Origin of the sequence: Niveibacterium umoris (genome assembly GCF_014197015.1) — a bacterium.
Taxonomy (GTDB): domain Bacteria; phylum Pseudomonadota; class Gammaproteobacteria; order Burkholderiales; family Rhodocyclaceae; genus Niveibacterium; species Niveibacterium umoris.
Genome location: NZ_JACIET010000001.1, coordinates 369,774 through 387,009, shown reverse-complemented (window position 1 = coordinate 387,009; position 17,236 = coordinate 369,774). Strand labels below are relative to the sequence as shown.

The 17,236-nt window shown below is 61.0% G+C and carries 12 protein-coding genes; 3 read left to right on the top strand and 9 right to left on the bottom strand.

From position 1 onward, the window contains the following. Positions 1 to 28 precede the first annotated feature (28 nt). From GGR36_RS01670 to tig, 5 genes are all read right to left on the bottom strand, one after another. Complete coding sequence (locus tag GGR36_RS01670; protein WP_172200722.1) at positions 29 to 301, bottom strand: HU family DNA-binding protein; 273 nt, start codon at positions 299 to 301, stop codon at positions 29 to 31. A 228-nt stretch (positions 302 to 529) separates the two neighbouring features. Next, positions 530 to 2,947 (bottom strand): endopeptidase La, encoded by a 2,418-nt coding sequence (lon, locus tag GGR36_RS01665; RefSeq protein ID WP_183634859.1) that lies wholly within the window; start codon positions 2,945 to 2,947, stop codon positions 530 to 532. A 77-nt stretch (positions 2,948 to 3,024) separates the two neighbouring features. Next, positions 3,025 to 4,290: an ATP-dependent Clp protease ATP-binding subunit ClpX gene (clpX, locus tag GGR36_RS01660; protein WP_183631234.1), complete on the bottom strand. Its 1,266-nt coding sequence runs from the start codon at positions 4,288 to 4,290 to the stop codon at positions 3,025 to 3,027. 27 nt (positions 4,291 to 4,317) lie between these two features. After that, a complete protein-coding gene (clpP, locus tag GGR36_RS01655; protein WP_183631232.1) occupies positions 4,318 to 4,968 on the bottom strand; it encodes an ATP-dependent Clp endopeptidase proteolytic subunit ClpP in 651 nt (216 codons plus the stop codon). A 13-nt stretch (positions 4,969 to 4,981) separates the two neighbouring features. After that, complete coding sequence (gene tig / locus GGR36_RS01650; RefSeq protein ID WP_183631230.1) at positions 4,982 to 6,292, bottom strand: trigger factor; 1,311 nt, start codon at positions 6,290 to 6,292, stop codon at positions 4,982 to 4,984. Between the two features lie 424 nt (positions 6,293 to 6,716). Here tig and GGR36_RS01645 point away from each other — a divergent pair, with 424 nt between their 5' ends. From GGR36_RS01645 to GGR36_RS01635, 3 genes are read left to right on the top strand one after another with little or no spacing between them, the layout of a single operon-like run. Continuing rightward, positions 6,717 to 8,639 (top strand): PrkA family serine protein kinase, encoded by a 1,923-nt coding sequence (locus GGR36_RS01645; protein WP_183631228.1) that lies wholly within the window; start codon positions 6,717 to 6,719, stop codon positions 8,637 to 8,639. A gap of 59 nt (positions 8,640 to 8,698) precedes the next feature. Then, positions 8,699 to 9,964: a YeaH/YhbH family protein gene (locus GGR36_RS01640; RefSeq protein WP_183634858.1), complete on the top strand. Its 1,266-nt coding sequence runs from the start codon at positions 8,699 to 8,701 to the stop codon at positions 9,962 to 9,964. After that, positions 9,961 to 11,484: a SpoVR family protein gene (locus GGR36_RS01635; protein ID WP_183631226.1), complete on the top strand. Its 1,524-nt coding sequence runs from the start codon at positions 9,961 to 9,963 to the stop codon at positions 11,482 to 11,484. Before GGR36_RS01640 ends, GGR36_RS01635 begins: the two co-directional genes overlap by 4 nt. A gap of 130 nt (positions 11,485 to 11,614) precedes the next feature. On the opposite strand, the gene GGR36_RS01630 is transcribed toward GGR36_RS01635, so the two are convergent. The 4 genes from GGR36_RS01630 to glnT form a co-directional block, all read right to left on the bottom strand. Further along, complete coding sequence (locus GGR36_RS01630; RefSeq protein WP_183631224.1) at positions 11,615 to 13,057, bottom strand: right-handed parallel beta-helix repeat-containing protein; 1,443 nt, start codon at positions 13,055 to 13,057, stop codon at positions 11,615 to 11,617. Between the two features lie 132 nt (positions 13,058 to 13,189). Further along, on the bottom strand, positions 13,190 to 14,440 hold the full coding sequence (locus tag GGR36_RS01625) for a right-handed parallel beta-helix repeat-containing protein (RefSeq protein WP_183631222.1): 1,251 nt from the start codon (positions 14,438 to 14,440) through the stop codon (positions 13,190 to 13,192). Continuing rightward, a complete protein-coding gene (locus tag GGR36_RS01620; protein WP_183631220.1) occupies positions 14,437 to 15,627 on the bottom strand; it encodes an esterase/lipase family protein in 1,191 nt (396 codons plus the stop codon). Before GGR36_RS01620 ends, GGR36_RS01625 begins: the two co-directional genes overlap by 4 nt. A gap of 180 nt (positions 15,628 to 15,807) precedes the next feature. After that, positions 15,808 to 17,175: a type III glutamate--ammonia ligase gene (gene glnT / locus GGR36_RS01615; RefSeq protein WP_221229473.1), complete on the bottom strand. Its 1,368-nt coding sequence runs from the start codon at positions 17,173 to 17,175 to the stop codon at positions 15,808 to 15,810. Positions 17,176 to 17,236: the final 61 nt, after the last annotated feature.

Here is a 17,236-nt window from a genome sequence, read left to right as displayed (position 1 = left end):
GCCCAGAGAGGCGCGCCGGTAAAGCAGGCTAGTTTACCGCATCCTTGAGTGCTTTGCCAGGGCGGAACTTCGGAACCTTGGCCGCCTTGATCTTGATCGTCGCGCCGGTACGAGGATTGCGGCCGGTGCGTGCTGCACGCTTTCCAACCGAGAAGGTGCCGAAACCCACCAAGGTTACGTCGTTCCCCTTCTTCAAGGACTGTTTCACCGCTGCAATCGTCGCATCCAGTGCGCGCCCGGCAGCGGCTTTAGAAATTTCGGCCTGCTTTGCGATGACCTCGATCAACTCGGATTTGTTCACAAAAGCCCCCTCAATTCTTCGGTAGTGGGAATAGGATCCTGCAAGCCAATGCCGGCGCGGGTTAGCGAACTCCCCGCACATCCAGAAGCCTGTCAGGACTTTATAAACGAGCGGAAACCGCGGTGTCAAGCGGCTTTGCGGCGATTCTGACCCAGCTCATCTGCACAAAAAAACAGCGGGGCCCGACCGCCGCATAGACAGTCAGGCCCCGCTGCTTTGCAGCAATCATCAGTGCTTCAGAACCGCTCCCGCGACTTCCCCGTTTGCTTGCGGAGGGGTCGCCGCGTCTTCAGTCACTACCTCGGCAACCGGTTCGGGCGCTCTTTCGAGGGCCAACTCAAGCACCTTGTCGATCCACTTGACTGGAATGATCTCCAGCCGATCGCGGATCTCGGGCGGCAGATCCTGCAGATCCTTGACATTTTCTTCCGGAATCAACGCCGTGCGTATCCCGCCACGAACCGCCGCGAAGAGCTTCTCTTTCAATCCACCGATTGCCAGAACCTCTCCGCGCAGGGTGATTTCACCGGTCATCGCAACATCGGCTCGCACCGGAATTCCCGTCAGGACGGACACCAACGCAGTAGCGATCGCAATGCCGGCAGACGGGCCATCCTTGGGGGTGGCGCCTTCCGGAAGGTGAATATGAATATCACTCTTCTGGTAGAAATCGTCCGCAATACCGAGTTGATTAGCGCGCTTACGGACGACCGACAAGGCCGCCTGAATCGATTCCTGCATGACCTCGCCAAGCTTGCCGGTCGTCAGCACCTTTCCCTTGCCCGGCAGCACGACTGACTCGATCGTAAGCAGCTCGCCTCCGACCTCCGTCCATGCGAGCCCTGTAACCTGACCAATCTGGTTGTCCTTTTCCGCCACGCCAAACGTGAATCGGCGCACGCCGAGATACTTGTCCAGGCTCTTCGCGTTTACGATGACCTTGCTCGTTCGTGCACGCAGCACAACAGCCTTGACCACCTTGCGGCAGATCTTCGAGATTTCTCGCTCCAGGCTGCGTACGCCGGCTTCACGGGTGTAGAAGCGGACGATGTCCCGGACAGCATCTTCGGTGACAGACAACTCCTCACGCTTGATTCCGTTGTTCTTCATCTGCTTCGGAATCAGGTAACGCTGCGCGATGCTCACCTTCTCGTCTTCCGTGTAGCCGGAAAGCCGGATGATTTCCATCCGATCCAGAAGTGGAGCCGGGATGTTCAGGCTGTTCGCAGTCGCCACGAACATGACGTCCGAGAGGTCGTACTCCACTTCGACATAGTGATCGACGAAGGTGCTGTTCTGCTCGGGATCGAGAACTTCAAGCAGCGCCGAACTCGGGTCGCCTCGGAAATCCGCACCCATCTTGTCGACTTCGTCGAGCAGAAAGAGCGGATTGCGCACTGCGACCTTGGTCATGTTCTGCAGAATCTTGCCTGGCATCGACCCGATGTAAGTACGACGGTGACCACGAATCTCGGCCTCGTCACGTACGCCACCCAGCGACATGCGGACAAACTTGCGGTTCGTTGCTTTGGCGATCGACTGGCCAAGCGAAGTCTTGCCCACGCCAGGAGGCCCAACGAGGCAAAGGATGGGCGCCTTGAGCTTGTCGACGCGCTGCTGCACAGCCAGATACTCGAGGATCCGCTCCTTGACCTTCTCGAGGCCATAGTGGTCGCGATCGAGCACCTTCTGCGCCTCTGCAAGATCTTTGCTGATGCGCGACTTCTTCTTCCAGGGCAAACCGACGAGTGTCTCGATGAAGTTTCGGACAACCGTCGCTTCGGCTGACATCGGCGACATCATCTTCAGCTTCTTGAGCTCCGACTGCGCCTTCGCAGTCGCTTCCTTGCTCATACCGGACGCCTTGATCTTCTTTTCCAGCTCTTCGAGATCGGCACCCTCTTCGCCTTCGCCGAGTTCTTTCTGGATCGCCTTGACCTGCTCGTTCAGGTAATACTCGCGCTGGCTCTTTTCCATCTGCCGCTTGACGCGGCCGCGAATACGCTTCTCGACCTGCAGGATGTCGAGCTCCGTCTCAAGCTGCGAGAGCAGCTTTTCCATGCGTTCGACCACGCTGACAAATTCAAGAATGCCCTGCTTCTGTTCAAGTTTGAGCGGCAAATGCGCGGCAATCGTATCTGCCAGTCGGCCTGGCTCGTCGATTCCCGACAGCGACGTCAGAATTTCCGGCGGGATCTTCTTGTTCAGCTTCACGTACTGATCGAACTGCGCAAGGATCGCCCGGCGCATGGCTTCGACTTCGTGGTTCTGAACCTCATCGCCCTTGAGCGGCATGACCTGCGCCACGAAGACGGTGCGCTGATCTTCAACCGCCTGCAAACGAGCACGCTGAGTCCCCTCGACCAACACCTTCACGGTGCCGTCAGGGAGCTTGAGCATCTGGAGGATATTGGCGATACACCCGATCTCGTACAGATCCTCGGCCGAGGGCTCATCCTTGGCGGCAGACTTTTGCGCGACAAGAAGAATGCTCTTGCCTGACTCCATCGCGTTTTCGAGTGCTTTGATTGACTTCGGACGCCCGACAAAGAGCGGGATGACCATATGTGGGAACACGACGACATCCCGCAGCGGCAGCAGCGGCAGTTCAATCTGTTCCTGGGGGAGGTCTGGCAAGCTTGACATGTCCGTTTCCTTCTTGGCGAGTATCGGGGATATGGGGATCCCCGATGCACGTTTCAAGCCGACCTCATAAGGCCGAATCAGTTGGAGCCGGAAACCTTCGGCTGATCTGCGTAGATGAGAAGGGGCTGGCCGGTCCCTTCGATGGTGCTGTCGTCGACGACCACCTTGGAAACGTTTTCCATACCCGGCAGTTCGTACATGATGTCGAGAAGGGTTGTCTCAAGAATCGAACGCAAACCGCGCGCACCGGTCTTGCGCTTGAGTGCCTTGCGGGCAATCGCCTGCAGCGCACTCGGGCGGACTTCCAGTTCAACCCCTTCCATCGAAAAGAGTTTCTGGTACTGCTTGACCAGCGCATTCTTCGGTTCGACGAGAATCTGGATCAGTGCCGCCTCGTCCAGCTCCTGCAGGGTCGCCACCACTGGCAGTCGGCCGATAAACTCTGGAATCAGGCCGTACTTGATCAGGTCCTCCGGCTCAACCGAACGCAATGCTTCGCTGACGTTGCGACCATCGCGGCTCTTCACGGTCGCGCCGAAACCAATCCCCACGTTCTCGGAACGATTGCGGATGACTTTGTCCAGACCGTCGAAGGCTCCGCCGCAGATGAAGAGGATATTGGTCGTATCGACCTGCACGAAGTCCTGATTGGGATGCTTGCGCCCCCCTTGCGGCGGTACCGCGGCCACCGTGCCTTCGATTAGCTTCAGCAATGCCTGCTGAACGCCCTCGCCGGACACATCCCGGGTAATCGACGGGTTGTCAGCCTTGCGCGAAATCTTGTCGATTTCGTCAATGTAGACGATCCCTTGCTGCGCCTTGTCGACGTCGTAATCGCACTTCTGCAGCAGCTTCTGGATGATGTTCTCGACGTCCTCGCCCACGTAACCTGCCTCGGTGAGCGTGGTCGCATCGGCCATCACGAACGGAACGTTCAGTAGGCGGGCCAGCGTCTGCGCCAACAGCGTCTTGCCGGATCCGGTCGGCCCGATGAGCAGGATGTTGCTCTTGGAGATCTCAACCTCGTCGGTGCGAGTCTGATGACGCAACCGCTTGTAATGGTTGTACACCGCAACGGCAAGGATGCGCTTGGCCGGATCCTGGCCAATCACATACTGATCTAGGATCGACCCGATTTCCTTCGGCGTCGGAAGATCGCTCCGGTCAGCCTTCGACGACGAATCGCTTCCGACTTCATCGCGGATGATGTCGTTACAGAGTTCGATGCACTCGTCGCAGATGAACACCGACGGGCCCGCAATAAGTTTGCGTACCTCGTGCTGGCTCTTGCCGCAGAACGAGCAATAGAGCAGCTTCTCGCCACCGGTCTTTTTGTCTGCCATGCTCGCGTCTCGCTAGATTAGGGCTGCTTACTCGGCCGCCTGCAGGCGATTCGACAACACCTTGTCGACCAACCCGTAGGTCACCGCTTCGTCCGCGGACATGAAGTTGTCGCGATCGGTATCACGCTCGATCTGTTCAACCGTCTGGCCAGTGTTCCGCGCAAGGATGTCGTTGAGCTTGGCGCGCAAGGACAGGATCTCGCGCGCATGGATCTCGATATCCGAGGCCTGACCCTGGAAGCCACCTAACGGCTGATGGATCATGATGCGCGAATTGGGCAAGGAGATGCGCTTGCCCTTGGCACCGGCGGACAACAGGAAGGCGCCCATGCTGGCGGCCTGCCCGACACACAACGTGCTGACGTCCGGCTTGATGAACTGCATGGTGTCGTAGATCGCCATGCCGGCCGTCACCGAACCACCCGGGGAGTTGATGTAGAAGTAGATATCCTTGTCCGGGTTATCCGCCTCGAGGAACAGCAACTGTGCGACAACCAGATTGGCCGTCGCATCGTTGACCGGACCAACGAGGAAGACAATGCGCTCTTTGAGCAAACGCGAGTAGATGTCGTAGGCGCGTTCGCCACGACCACTCTGCTCGATCACCATCGGCACCAGACCGAGGCCCTGAGGGTCCCAGTCCGACTGCCAGGAAGCGCTGGTTCGGTTTCGGTTCATATCGTCCTTCCGCTCAGCGGCCGGTATTGTTGCCCATCAGTTCGTCGAACGCGACGGCTTTGTCAGTTGCCTGCGCCGTCTTGAGCGCCCATTCGACCACATTGTCTTCGATCACGATCGCTTCCGCTTGCGCAAGGCGCTGCGGCTGCGAGTAGTACCACTTTACGACTTCGGCCGGATCCTCGAAGCTCGACGCGTAGTCGTCGACCATTGCGCGGATCTGCTCAGGCTTCGCATGGAGCTGATTCGCCTTCACGACTTCAGCAAGAACCAAGCCAAGCTTGACCCGGCGCACCGCCTGATCTGCAAACCACGCAGGCTCGATCGGCATCTTCGAAACATCCATGCCGCGCGATGCAAAATCTTGGCGCGCATTCGCGGCCAACTGCTCACTTTCAGTTTCGACCAAGGCCTTCGGGACTTCAACCGGATTGGCGTCGAGCAGCAGATTCATCACCTGCTCCTTGACCTGAGCCTGAATGCGGCGACGCACTTCGCGCTCAAGATTCGCCTTCACCTCTTCGCGCATCTTCGCGACATCGCCATCGGCAACGCCAAGCGCCTTCGCGAATTCGGCATCGACTTCCGGCAGCTTCGGTGCTTCAACCTTTTTCACGGTGATTTCGAACTGGACGGTCTTGCCAGCCAGATCCTGGGCCTGGTATTCGGCCGGGAAGGTCAGGTCAAACGTCTTGCTTGCACCGATCTCGACGCCCTGAACCTGGGCTTCGAAGTCCGGCAGCATGCTGCCCGCACCAACAACGAACGGAAAATCTTCGGCCGTGCCACCCTGGAATGGTTCGCCATCCTTCTTGCCGACAAAGTCGATCGTTACACGGTCGCCCGACGCAACAGCACGATCCGCCGCTTCGAAAGTCGTGCGCTGCTTGCGCAGGATTTCAATGGTGCGGTCGACTTCGGCTTCGCCAACAGCAAGAACCGGGCGCTCGATCTGCTTGCCGCTGATATCGGCAAGCGCGATTTCTGGATAGACCTCGAAAACCGCCGAAAATTCGAGCACGTCGGCAGCCGCGCCCTGCTTCGGCTCGATACGCGGATAGCCTGCAACACGCAGGTTCTGCTCACGAATCTTCTCGCCAAAGGCCTTCTCGACCGCAGCCCCGATCGCCTCGGAGCGCGCTTGCGGACCATAAGTCTGCGAAACGATCTTGAACGGCACCTTGCCCGGGCGGAAGCCGGGCATCTTGACGGTGCGGGACATCTTCTTCAGGCGCGTTTCGACTTCGCGTTCGATATCAGCGACAGTCACCGACATGTCGATGCGGCGCTCAAGCGCGCCAGGCGTCACTTCGTTGGTCTGCATTCAATGTGTTCCTTGGAAGGCGACTGAAGGGCGCTCCGCCACCCATGCGTGGCGTCGCCCGTTGGCGAGACACAGCAGGACAGAGAGCCCGCCGGTCAGTTACGGTGGTTCTCGAAACCTTCGATTCTACCACAGGGCCCAAGGCCAACCGGAACCCCCGATACACCGCGAAGCGCGCAAGCCAAACCCTTGATTGCGAAGGAAAACACGCATGGAGACCCCCGACTCGCCGAGGATTTGCAGTGAAGTGACAAAAACCCGCTGGCGAATCTCTCGCTGGGGAACCAGACTCAATCATCGGCAGTCTTCGTCACAGAGACTTTGGCGAGCACCTCTCAACTTTGAGGCGCCGAGGCCGTTAAACGACATGTATCCAGCCCCTGCCCGACGCGCCTGACGGGCAATGAGACGAGGAGGATCGACCATGAGCATTTTCGCTGCCTACCAGGCCCGCTTTGATGCCACCAAGGAAGAGGAACTCTCGATCCAGGAGTACCTCGACCTTTGCCGATCCGATCCGTTGGCCTACGCCACCGCAGCCGAACGGATGCTGATGGCAATCGGCGAGCCCGAGATGCTCGATACCCGGCTGGATCCTCGAATGTCTCGGATCTTCTCGAACAAGGTCATCAAGATCTATCCGGCCTTCCGCGAGTTCTACGGCATGGAAGAGGCGATCGAAAACATCGTCTCCTACTTCCGGCACGCTGCTCAGGGCCTGGAAGAGAAGAAGCAGATCCTCTACCTGCTCGGGCCGGTTGGTGGTGGCAAGTCCTCCCTGGCGGAAAAGCTCAAGAGCCTGATCGAGAAGATGCCGTTCTACGCGATCAAGGGGTCGCCGGTGCATGAGTCGCCGCTCGGGCTGTTCGACCCGGCCGAAGACGGCAAGATCCTTGAAGGCGACTACGGGATACCCGCCCGCTACCTGAACACGATCATGTCGCCGTGGGCTGTGAAGCGGCTTCACGAGTTCAATGGCGATATCACCAAGTTTCGCGTGGTCAAGCTGCGCCCGTCGGCACTCCATCAAATCGCGGTCGCCAAGACCGAGCCGGGCGACGAGAACAACCAGGACATTTCCTCGCTGGTCGGCAAGGTCGACATCCGCATGCTCGATCGTTACTCGCAAAGCGACCCGGACGCCTACTCCTACTCCGGCGGCCTGTGCCTCGCCAACCGGGGCCTGCTGGAATTTGTCGAGATGTTCAAGGCGCCGATCAAGGTGCTGCATCCGCTACTGACCGCGACGCAGGAAGGCAACTACAAGGGCACCGAAGGCTTCGGCGCGATTCCCTTCGATGGCGTGATCCTCGCCCACTCGAACGAATCCGAATGGATGCAGTTCAAGAACAACCGCAACAACGAGGCCTTCCTCGACCGTATCTACACGGTGAAGGTGCCGTACTGCTTGCGCGTCTCCGAAGAGATCCGCATCTACGAAAAACTGCTGCAGAACAGCTCGCTGTCGGCGGCGCCGTGCGCACCGGACACTCTCAAGATGCTGGCGCAGTTCGTCTCCCTGTCGCGCCTGAAAGAACCCGAAAACTCCAGCATCTACTCGAAGATGCGCGTCTACGACGGCGAAAATCTCAAGGACACCGACCCGAAGGCCAAGTCATACCAGGAGTACCGCGACTATGCGGGGGTGGATGAAGGCATGGCGGGACTCTCGACCCGCTTCGCGTTCAAGGTGTTGTCGCGCGTATTCAACTTCGATCACCGCGAAGTGGCCGCCAACCCGGTGCACCTGATGTACGTGCTTGAACAGCAGATCGAGCAGGAACAATTCCCGCCGGAGGTAGAGCAGCGCTACAACGCCTTCATCAAGGAGTTCCTGGCGCCGCGCTACGCCGAATTCATCGGCAAGGAAATCCAGACCGCCTATCTGGAAAGTTACTCCGAGTACGGACAGAACATCTTCGATCGCTATGTGATCTACGCGGACTTCTGGATACAGGACCAGGAATACCGCGACCCGAACACCGGCGAGATTTTCGACCGCTCGGCGCTCAACGACGAGTTGGAGAAAATCGAGAAACCGGCCGGCATCAGCAATCCGAAGGACTTCCGCAACGAGGTGGTGAATTTCGTGCTGCGGGCGCGCGCCAAGAACAACGGCAAGAACCCGAGCTGGACCTCGTACGAGAAGCTGCGCGCGGTGATCGAGAAGAAGATGTTCTCGAACACGGAAGACCTGCTCCCGGTTATTTCCTTCACGCCCAAGGGCAGCCAGGAAGAACAGAAGAAGCATCAGGACTTCGTCAATCGCATGATTACAAAGGGGTATACCGAGAATCAGGTGAGACTGTTGTGCGACTGGTATCTGCGCGTGCGCAAGTCGTCCTGAGCGCCACGCTTTCCTGAACGGTTGCGCCTCCCGAATGCGGAGGCGCGAGGATGCCCACGATGGTCCGCATCATCGACAGGCGGTTCGACAGCAAGAACAAAAGCGCGGTTAACCGCCAGCGCTTCTTTCGGCGTTTCAAGCAGCAGATCCGCAAGGCCGTCGCCGACGCCATCGACGGCCGCTCGATCCGCGACGTCGACAACGGCGAAAGCGTGTCGATCCCGACCAAGGACATTTCCGAGCCGCAGTTCGGCTTGGGGCGCGGCGGCGAATGGGAAACTGTGTTTTCCGGCAACGACCAGTTCGCCGCAGGCGACGAGGTCGACCGTCCGCTCGGCGGCGGAGGCGGATCGGGCAAAGGCAAGGCGAGCAATGAGGGCGAAGGCGAGGACGATTTCGTCTTCCAGCTCTCGCGCGAAGAATTCCTCGATGTGTTCTTCGACGACCTCGCGCTGCCCAACCTGGTGAAGACGCAACTCGCCGCGATCCCGGAGTACAAGCTGCAACGCGCGGGCTTCACCTCCAGCGGTACGCCGGCCAACATCAACATCGTCCGCTCGCTGCGGGGCGCACTCGGGCGACGTCTGGCCATCGGCTCACCCTACTCCGCCGACCTGCGGGAAGCGCAGGATGCGCTCGCCGAGTTGCGCAAGAAGCACCCGGACTCGCACCCCGACATCCAGGATCTGCTCGAGAAGATCGAAAGCCTGCGCGCCAAGATCGAGGGCATCCCCTTCATCGACAAGGTCGACCTGCGCTACAACAACCGCATCCGCGTTCCCAAGCCCTCGACCCGCGCAGTGATGTTCTGCGTGATGGATGTGTCCGGCTCGATGGACGAGGAAAAGAAGGCGACGGCCAAGCGCTTCTTCATGCTGCTGTACCTGTTCCTGACACGGAACTACGAGAAGATCGAAGTGGTGTTCATCCGCCACCACACCGTCGCGAAAGAAGTCGATGAAGAGGATTTCTTCCACTCGCGCGAGTCAGGCGGCACGGTCGTATCCAGCGCACTTGAACTGATGAAGGACATCATCCGCGAGCGCTATGCCACCAGCCTGTGGAACATCTATGGCGCGCAGGCCTCGGACGGCGACAACTGGGAAAACGACTCGCCGCGCTGCCGCGAACTGCTCGCCGAGGGCATCCTGCCCTTCGTGCAGCACTTCGCCTACATCGAGATCACGCCGGGTGAACCGCAGAATCTCTGGCGGGAATACGAGAAACTGCAAGGCAGCTTCGGCAACTTCGCGATGCAACGCATCGAGGCGCTCGCCAACATCTATCCGGTATTCCGCGAACTCTTCAAGAAGACCAGCGCATGAAGAAGCGACGCAAGCCCCTTCCGGCACCAGCCGAGTGGACCTTCGAGCTGATCGACGAGTACCACCGCGAGATCGCGCGGGTCGCTCAGGCGCATGGGCTCGACACCTACCCGAACCAGATCGAGGTCATCACGTCCGAGCAGATGATGGATGCCTACGCTTCGGTCGGCATGCCGGTGAACTACCACCACTGGAGCTTCGGCAAGCACTTCCTGTCGACCGAGAAGGGTTACCGGCGCGGGCAGATGGGGCTCGCCTACGAGATCGTCATCAATTCGAACCCCTGCATCGCCTACCTCATGGAAGAAAACACCATGACGATGCAGGCGCTGGTGATCGCCCACGCCGCCTACGGTCATAACTCCTTCTTCAAGGGCAACTACCTCTTCCGCACCTGGACCAACGCCGACGCGATCATCGACTACCTGGTCTTTGCGCGCAGCTACATCACCCAGTGCGAAGAACGCTATGGTGAAGAGGAAGTTGAACTGCTGCTCGACTCCTGCCACGCGCTGATGAATGTCGGCGTCGATCGCTACAAGCGCCCGCCAAAGCTCTCGCTCGAAAAGGAACAGCTACGCCAGCACGAACGCGAGGAGTACCTGCAAAGCCAGGTCAATGACCTTTGGCGGACGCTGCCCGCGCACGAGGTCAAGCCGAGCGAAGTGCAAACCGTCCGCTTCCCGCCAGAGCCCGAAGAGAACCTGCTCTACTTCTTCGAGAAGCATGCACCGCTGCTCGAACCCTGGCAGCGCGAAGTGGTGCGCATCGTGCGCAAGATCGCGCAGTACTTCTTCCCGCAGCGTCAGACGCAGGTCATGAACGAAGGCTGGGCCACGTTCTGGCATTACACACTGCTCAACACGCTCTACGACGAAGGCCTGCTGACCGACAGCTTCATGATGGAATTCCTGCACTCCCACACCAACGTGGTGATGCAGCCGCCCTACAACTCGAAGTGGTATTCAGGCATCAACCCGTACGCGCTGGGCTTTGCAATGTGGACCGACATCCGCCGCATCTGCGAGCAGCCGACCGATGAAGATCGCAGGTGGTTCCCGGACATCGCCGGTGGCAACTGGCATGAAGTCTTCGACTTCGCGATGCGCAGCTTCAAGGACGAGAGCTTCATCGCGCAGTTCCTCTCGCCCAAGCTGATGCGCGACTTCAAGCTCTTCGCGGTGCTCGACGACGATCGCAAGCAGAAGCTGCATGTCACCGCGATCCATGACGAAGCGGGCTATCGCGCGATCCGCGAAAAGCTTTCGGACCAGTACAACATCGGCAGCCGCGAACCCAGTATCCAGGTCTGGAACGTGGACCTGCGCGGCGACCGCTCGCTGACGCTGCGTCACCACGCCTACCATCGTCGCCCGATCGGCGACAGCATGGACGAGGTACTGCGCCATGTGGCGCGCCTGTGGGGTTTCAACGTTCGCCTCGAAACCCAGCATGAAGACGGCAAGGTGGAAACCCTGCGCGAGATGCGCTTCGAGCGGCGGCAGGCGCGGGCGGCTTAGCGCGCCTGCGCGGCACAGGCCGACCATTCCCTGTTTGGCGTCCGCACGCCAGTTGGCCAACCGGGTCGCCACAAAGCAGCACTGTCAGGCGAGGCGGAAGCTTGCGAGGCGACCGCCGCAAGAAGACCACTCAGTTCGCCGGCATGGAGTGCTCGGCAGACGCGCAGTCGGCAATATCTGAAAAAGCGCCCACGGCGGCCGAACCCTGTCGCAAGCGCCCACACATGTCGCGTTCACCGTCGCCATCGACGCGCCCCGGCCCGCTGCCAGACCACGCCAGATCGAGCGCCGCGAAATCGACAAACAGCTTGCGCACCGGATGCAGCCCGAGATAGGCGCCGATCACACGATCGCTGCGGTTGCCCTGCTGCTGCATCGATGCACCATCACGCAGCCGCACCACGCCATCGACCAGGTTATTGCGCAGTGTCCCGCCGGTCTCTTCGTAGCGCGCCTGAATGCCCGCGGTATCGATCACCGTGTTGTGCGCCACCAGTGAGCGTGTCGCCCGATTGAGGTAGATGCCGTCGTCCGTGCAGAAGGCCACCAGATTGCTGCTGAGCACGCTGTCAGCCTGCTCGGCCACGCACAGCTTGTCGCGACACGCGCTGCGATCGGTACCGCCACCGCCAAGCGACATGCCGACTTCGCGTGACCCAGTACCGACGACACGGTATTCGCACAGCACCACGTTCGATTCGAAGCGATTGCCTTCACCGGCGCCCTTGGCGAATGCGCCGTAGCTGATCAGGTCGCCCCGGGTCTTCTGGAAATCCGCGATCAGGTTGGCGCGGATCCGCCAGTGACTGGCCGCGACAAGATCGATCGGCGTGACAGGCGCACTTGTGTCGCGGCCCCTTGTGTTACGCAGGATATTGCCCTCGATCACACCGCCGTCGGGGAAGCGCCCCGCAGAACCATTGATCTTCAGATGCGCGTTGAAATCCACGATTTCGCTGTTGCGCAGCGAAAAGCCCTGCGCCTCGCCCACGACATGGAAGGCATGTTCGCAGTCCGAATCGTGCGGGCACGTCCCGACAATTTCGAGCCCATCGAAATGCCAATGCGCAGCCTGTACATGAAAACCTTCGAGCATGTTGAAGACGAGTTTTGCCGAACCGGGCCGGGCCGCGCTGACACGGATCGGCGCATCCGGCCTGCCGGCGCGTGTCACCTCGATCGAACGGCCGTCGAACACGTAACGCCCGGGCAAAAGCTGGATCGAATCGCCCGGCCGCGCGTCGGCAATCGCTGCCTTCAGTTCAAGGGGATTTGCGACGAGCCGCGTCCGCACCGCGGCAGCATCCGACGCCGCAATGGCGCGCGGTTTCCAACGCGGGTACTCCAGCGCGGCCGTTCGCTCGGGGCCGCGGTCCAGACGCAGCAAGAGCGCCGACACCGAGGCGGCAGTCCGCTCGATCCAGGGCGCGTGTCCAGCCGCACGATGCTGCACATACGGCGCCAGCAGGCGCGGTGGGTAAGCAGCAGACTCCACGATGGCCACGGCAACACCGAGCGCACACGCAAGCAAGGCGGCAAGCAACAGAAAGGCGGTGCGTTTTCGAATCAGCACGGACTCGCTCCAGTCATCCCGCAGAACAGCAGCGGGTTCGGTATTTACCTGGGTGACGTTTCAGAGGCAGGCGGTCGGCGTCGCGACAGCGCTCGCGCACGCCCCTGAGACCCTTGCATGCACCTCGCGACCTCATTGCAGCGCGCCGGGCAGCCAACGCGTCACGCTCAGGCGGCGGATTTGCATCGGGTGGCGATACTCGAATTCGGGCGTAAGCGGCGTGCCGTCTGGCGCGGACGGCGCAGAAAGCCTGCGCGGCACCGCCGCGTCCGCCTTGATCCGGTAGTCGTACGCCTGCGGGCGCTCGAACACATCGGCCCCTGCTTCAAGATTGCCGTCGCCCGCGGAGCCGGGAAAGCTGACGCCGCTGGCCAGGTTGTTGCCCATCCAGACCGCGACACCTTCCCGCGCGAACAACAGGCGGGCGCCCTGGTGAAGGTCGTTTACAAAAGTGTTATGCGCCAGATAGATCGCATTGCGTGGCCATTTCAAGCCTTCGGCTCCGATGCTCACCATGGTCTCGTTTTCAGTCGTGGCGGCCTGTTCGACAATGTTGCCCACCACCACGGCAACGCCACCCGAAGGGAACTCCAGCTCATAGCTCGCGCGCCCCTCCGCTTCGTCGGTCAGCCGGTTGTACATGACCGTACTCTCGCGAGCCCGCGATTTCAGCAAATGCCCCACCTGCGCATGATGAAAGTAGCTGCCGGTCACCTTCAGGAGGGCAATCGCCCCTGCGTACAGGTTGTGACTCTGCCCGTCGCCTGCGCCGTTGTTGCCGAATTCGCTGCGCTCGACGTCAAGTTCGATCTGCTCCTTGTTCGCGGTGAGGATGCCGTTCTCGTTGTCGAGAAAACGGCAGCCGACCACGGCCAGCTTGCCAGCCTCCAGGCGGATGCCCGCGCCATTGCGACTGGGCACTTTCGCACCACGAAACTCAAGATTCTCGATGCGTATGCGCTCGCCGCGCACGACGAAGATCCCCTTGCCCTCTGCCGACGCACCATCAGCAAACAGGCGCGGCATCCCGCCAATGCCGCGGATCGTCAGCGTCTTCTGGGTCCATCCCGCCACGTCGCCGCGGTAATCGCCGGCGGCGATCTCGACCACATCGCCGTCCTTGGCCGCACGCGCGGCTTCCGCAATGGTATGTATCGGTTCAGACGGCCCGACCCGCAAAACCTCGGCAAACGTCATCGGCGCGGCAAGGATTTGCACGCCCGCGAGCGCCGTCAGAGCCAGATATCGAGTGCTGATCATCCAACAAGCATGACGCATGCGGGCGTGCACGTGAAGCCTTGGCTCAGACGCCAGCGCTTGGCGCCGGCCCCATCGAACACCCACGCCGGCTGGATTCGATGGCCTTCCGCGCGGCCGGTTCAATGCTTGGGTCGGACGACGGAATCCAGAAGCATCAGCCAGTTATCGCGCACCGCCTCTGAGCGCAGGATCGACGTATGCGTCTCGTCGAAGCCCAGCACCTTCTCGGCGTCGCGCTGGGCTTCCGGCCGCAGCTGACTTGCCAGGCTGATCGTCCCGTCGCCTGAATCGCCATGGAATCCGAACAACAACGCAAAGCGCGTGCTGCTCGCAAGCGGCCGGCTGAACAACGCCTGTTGTAAATCGCTGTCCTCCTGCATGTCGATCCAGGAGGGGATTGCCACCGGTGCATGCTTGACGCCCAGTGCCGCGGCACGATGACCACGCCAAGGCGTTGCGAGCGTGACCAGCAGCGGCACCAGGTCACGCTTTCCCGATGCCTCTTGGCGCTTGATGTACGCCATCGAAACAAGCCCGCCCATGCTGTGCGCGGTGATGATCATGCGCGAGAAACCGAGTTCTCGGCGCAAGGCCGAAATGATCGAATCGAGGCCCTGCGCAGCGGCTTCCAGACGCACGCCGGAGGGGTAGTAATAGACCCAGGGCTGAAAGCGGTCGCGGTCCAGTGCGTTGATAAGCACCTCGAATTCCCGCGGATTCCCGCCGGCGCCGTGGACGAAGAGCACCGGCACTCTGGCAGCACTGTATGGCTGCAGAAAATAGACGCCGCCCCCCACTTCACTGAGAAAGTCGCTCGGCGCCCACAGCCCCTTGCTCGCGACTTCGGGCGTGAAGGTCGCATCGTCGATGTCGACCACACTGCCCATCGCGACCGGGAGTTCGATGCGTTTGACCGCGTTCAAGCCCCCCAATGCACGGCGATCCGCAGTGCTCAATTGAACTTTCGGATCAAGCGCGATATTGAGGCCTCCCACCGGTCGGCCTGACACGCCGAGCGCGCGCGCCGGCAAGACCCCGACGCGCTCACCCTCGTCCAGCCTGAGGTTGCGGTTGGCGTCGAGAAAGGCCACCAGCCGGTAGCTGGTACCGGCGGTCACGCGAAGCAGATAGCGACCATTGGCAAGCACTTCGCCATAGTTTGCGACAAGCGGCACGTCGTCGGTGCCGGCGATGGCTGCAACGATGATGGATTCGTTGTCCGCGCGAGCACCGCTGACCTCGCCATGCAGCACCGCCAGCGAGTCGACTTCGCGCACGTTGCGCTGCAGCTCGCTGAAGCGTGGCGGCATGCATGCGGCGCAGAGCACGCTCAGAGCAAGTGATGCACGTGTAGCCCAGGACATTTTCATGTGCGTGCCGCACCAATCGGTTGATTGCCCCGTGGTCACGACAAGCTCAGGGGCAGACGCGTCATGGTAGCGCCGTGCCACGGCACGGCGCCATTTCGTCACAAGCCCGGTTGCGCCCCGTCAGAAGCGATCAGCGTAGCGCTCGGTTTCCCACGCGTGCACGGCACGCGAATACTCGATCCACTCGGCCCGCTTGAAGCGGCAGAACTCAGCGGTAAAGGCCGAGCCCAAGGCCTCACCCAGCACGGCATCGGCTTCAAGCGCATCCACCGCCGCGCCAAGGTTCTGAGGCAGTTGCTGGATGCCGCGCACGCGCAGCTCCGGCAGCATCAGTTCATAGAGATCATCGGTCACAGGCGCGCCGGGTTCGAGCGCGCGGTCGATGCCATCGAGCCCGGCAGCGATCACGCTCGCGAGCGCGAGGTAAGGGTTGGCCGAAGCGTCGGGCAGGCGCCATTCGAGTCGCGCATGTGCGACCCGGATCAGCGTGGTGCGGTTGTTATCACCGTAGCCGATGTGCGCGGGCGCCCATGTAGTGCCTGAAAGCGATTCGCCCACCACCAGCCGCTTGTACGAATTGACGGTCGGCGCGCACAAGGCCGCCAGTGCCGGCGCGTGGTGCAGCAGCCCGGCGACGAAGTGGTACGCAAGTTTCGACAGGCCCAGACCCTGCGGATCGCTGCGTTCCGCGAACAGGGCGCGATCTTCCTTGTCCGCCAGCGAGAGGTGAAAGTGCAAGCCGCTCCCAGGCATGTTGGCAAACGGCTTGGGCATCATCGAAAACACCATGCCGAGCGACTCGGCGATCGAATGCGCCGCCATCTTGAACAACATGAAGCGGTCCGCCGCCGACAGCGCGTCGCTGTAGTGGTAGTTCACCTCATACTGGCCGCTGGCGTCTTCGTGGTCGATCTGGAACACGTCCAGCCCGCAGGTCTGCAAGGCATCGGTGAGCTGGCACAGGAAGGCCTGCTGGCGCGTCAGCGACTTGTAGTCGTAAGAAGGTTTCTCCAGCCGGTCGTGCGGGTCAGCCGGGCGCACACTGCCGTCGGCGTTACGTTGAAGCAGGAAGAATTCCGGCTCCAGCCCCGCGTTCAGGCGCCAACCGCGCTCAGCGAGTCGCGCGACCTGACGACGCAGGATCTGTCTCGGGCAAAGGGCAAAGGGCTCGCCGCCGACATAGCCATCGCACACGATGCGGGCATGCCCCGGCAGCCACGGAAGAACCTGCGCGGTCGTGATATCGCCACGACCGTAATACTCCGAGCGGGCGCCGTGGCGCGGCAGACCGGTGCCCCAGATGGACGGGCCGGAAAACCCGGCGCCGGCCGCGAACAGGTCATCCAGGTGCGCGAGTGGCACGGTCTTGCCCTTGGCCACGCCCTGGATGTCGGTGAATTGTGCAAAAACATAGCGCACGCCCGCTTCGCGCAGACGCGCCTTGAGCATTTCGACGCTGTTGAGTTCTGCACCATTGGCCATGGTCATGGCGATTCCTTCTCTCTGTTGTATTTCATGGCAACGCGAGCATTGCGCGCCGCCTCTTGTG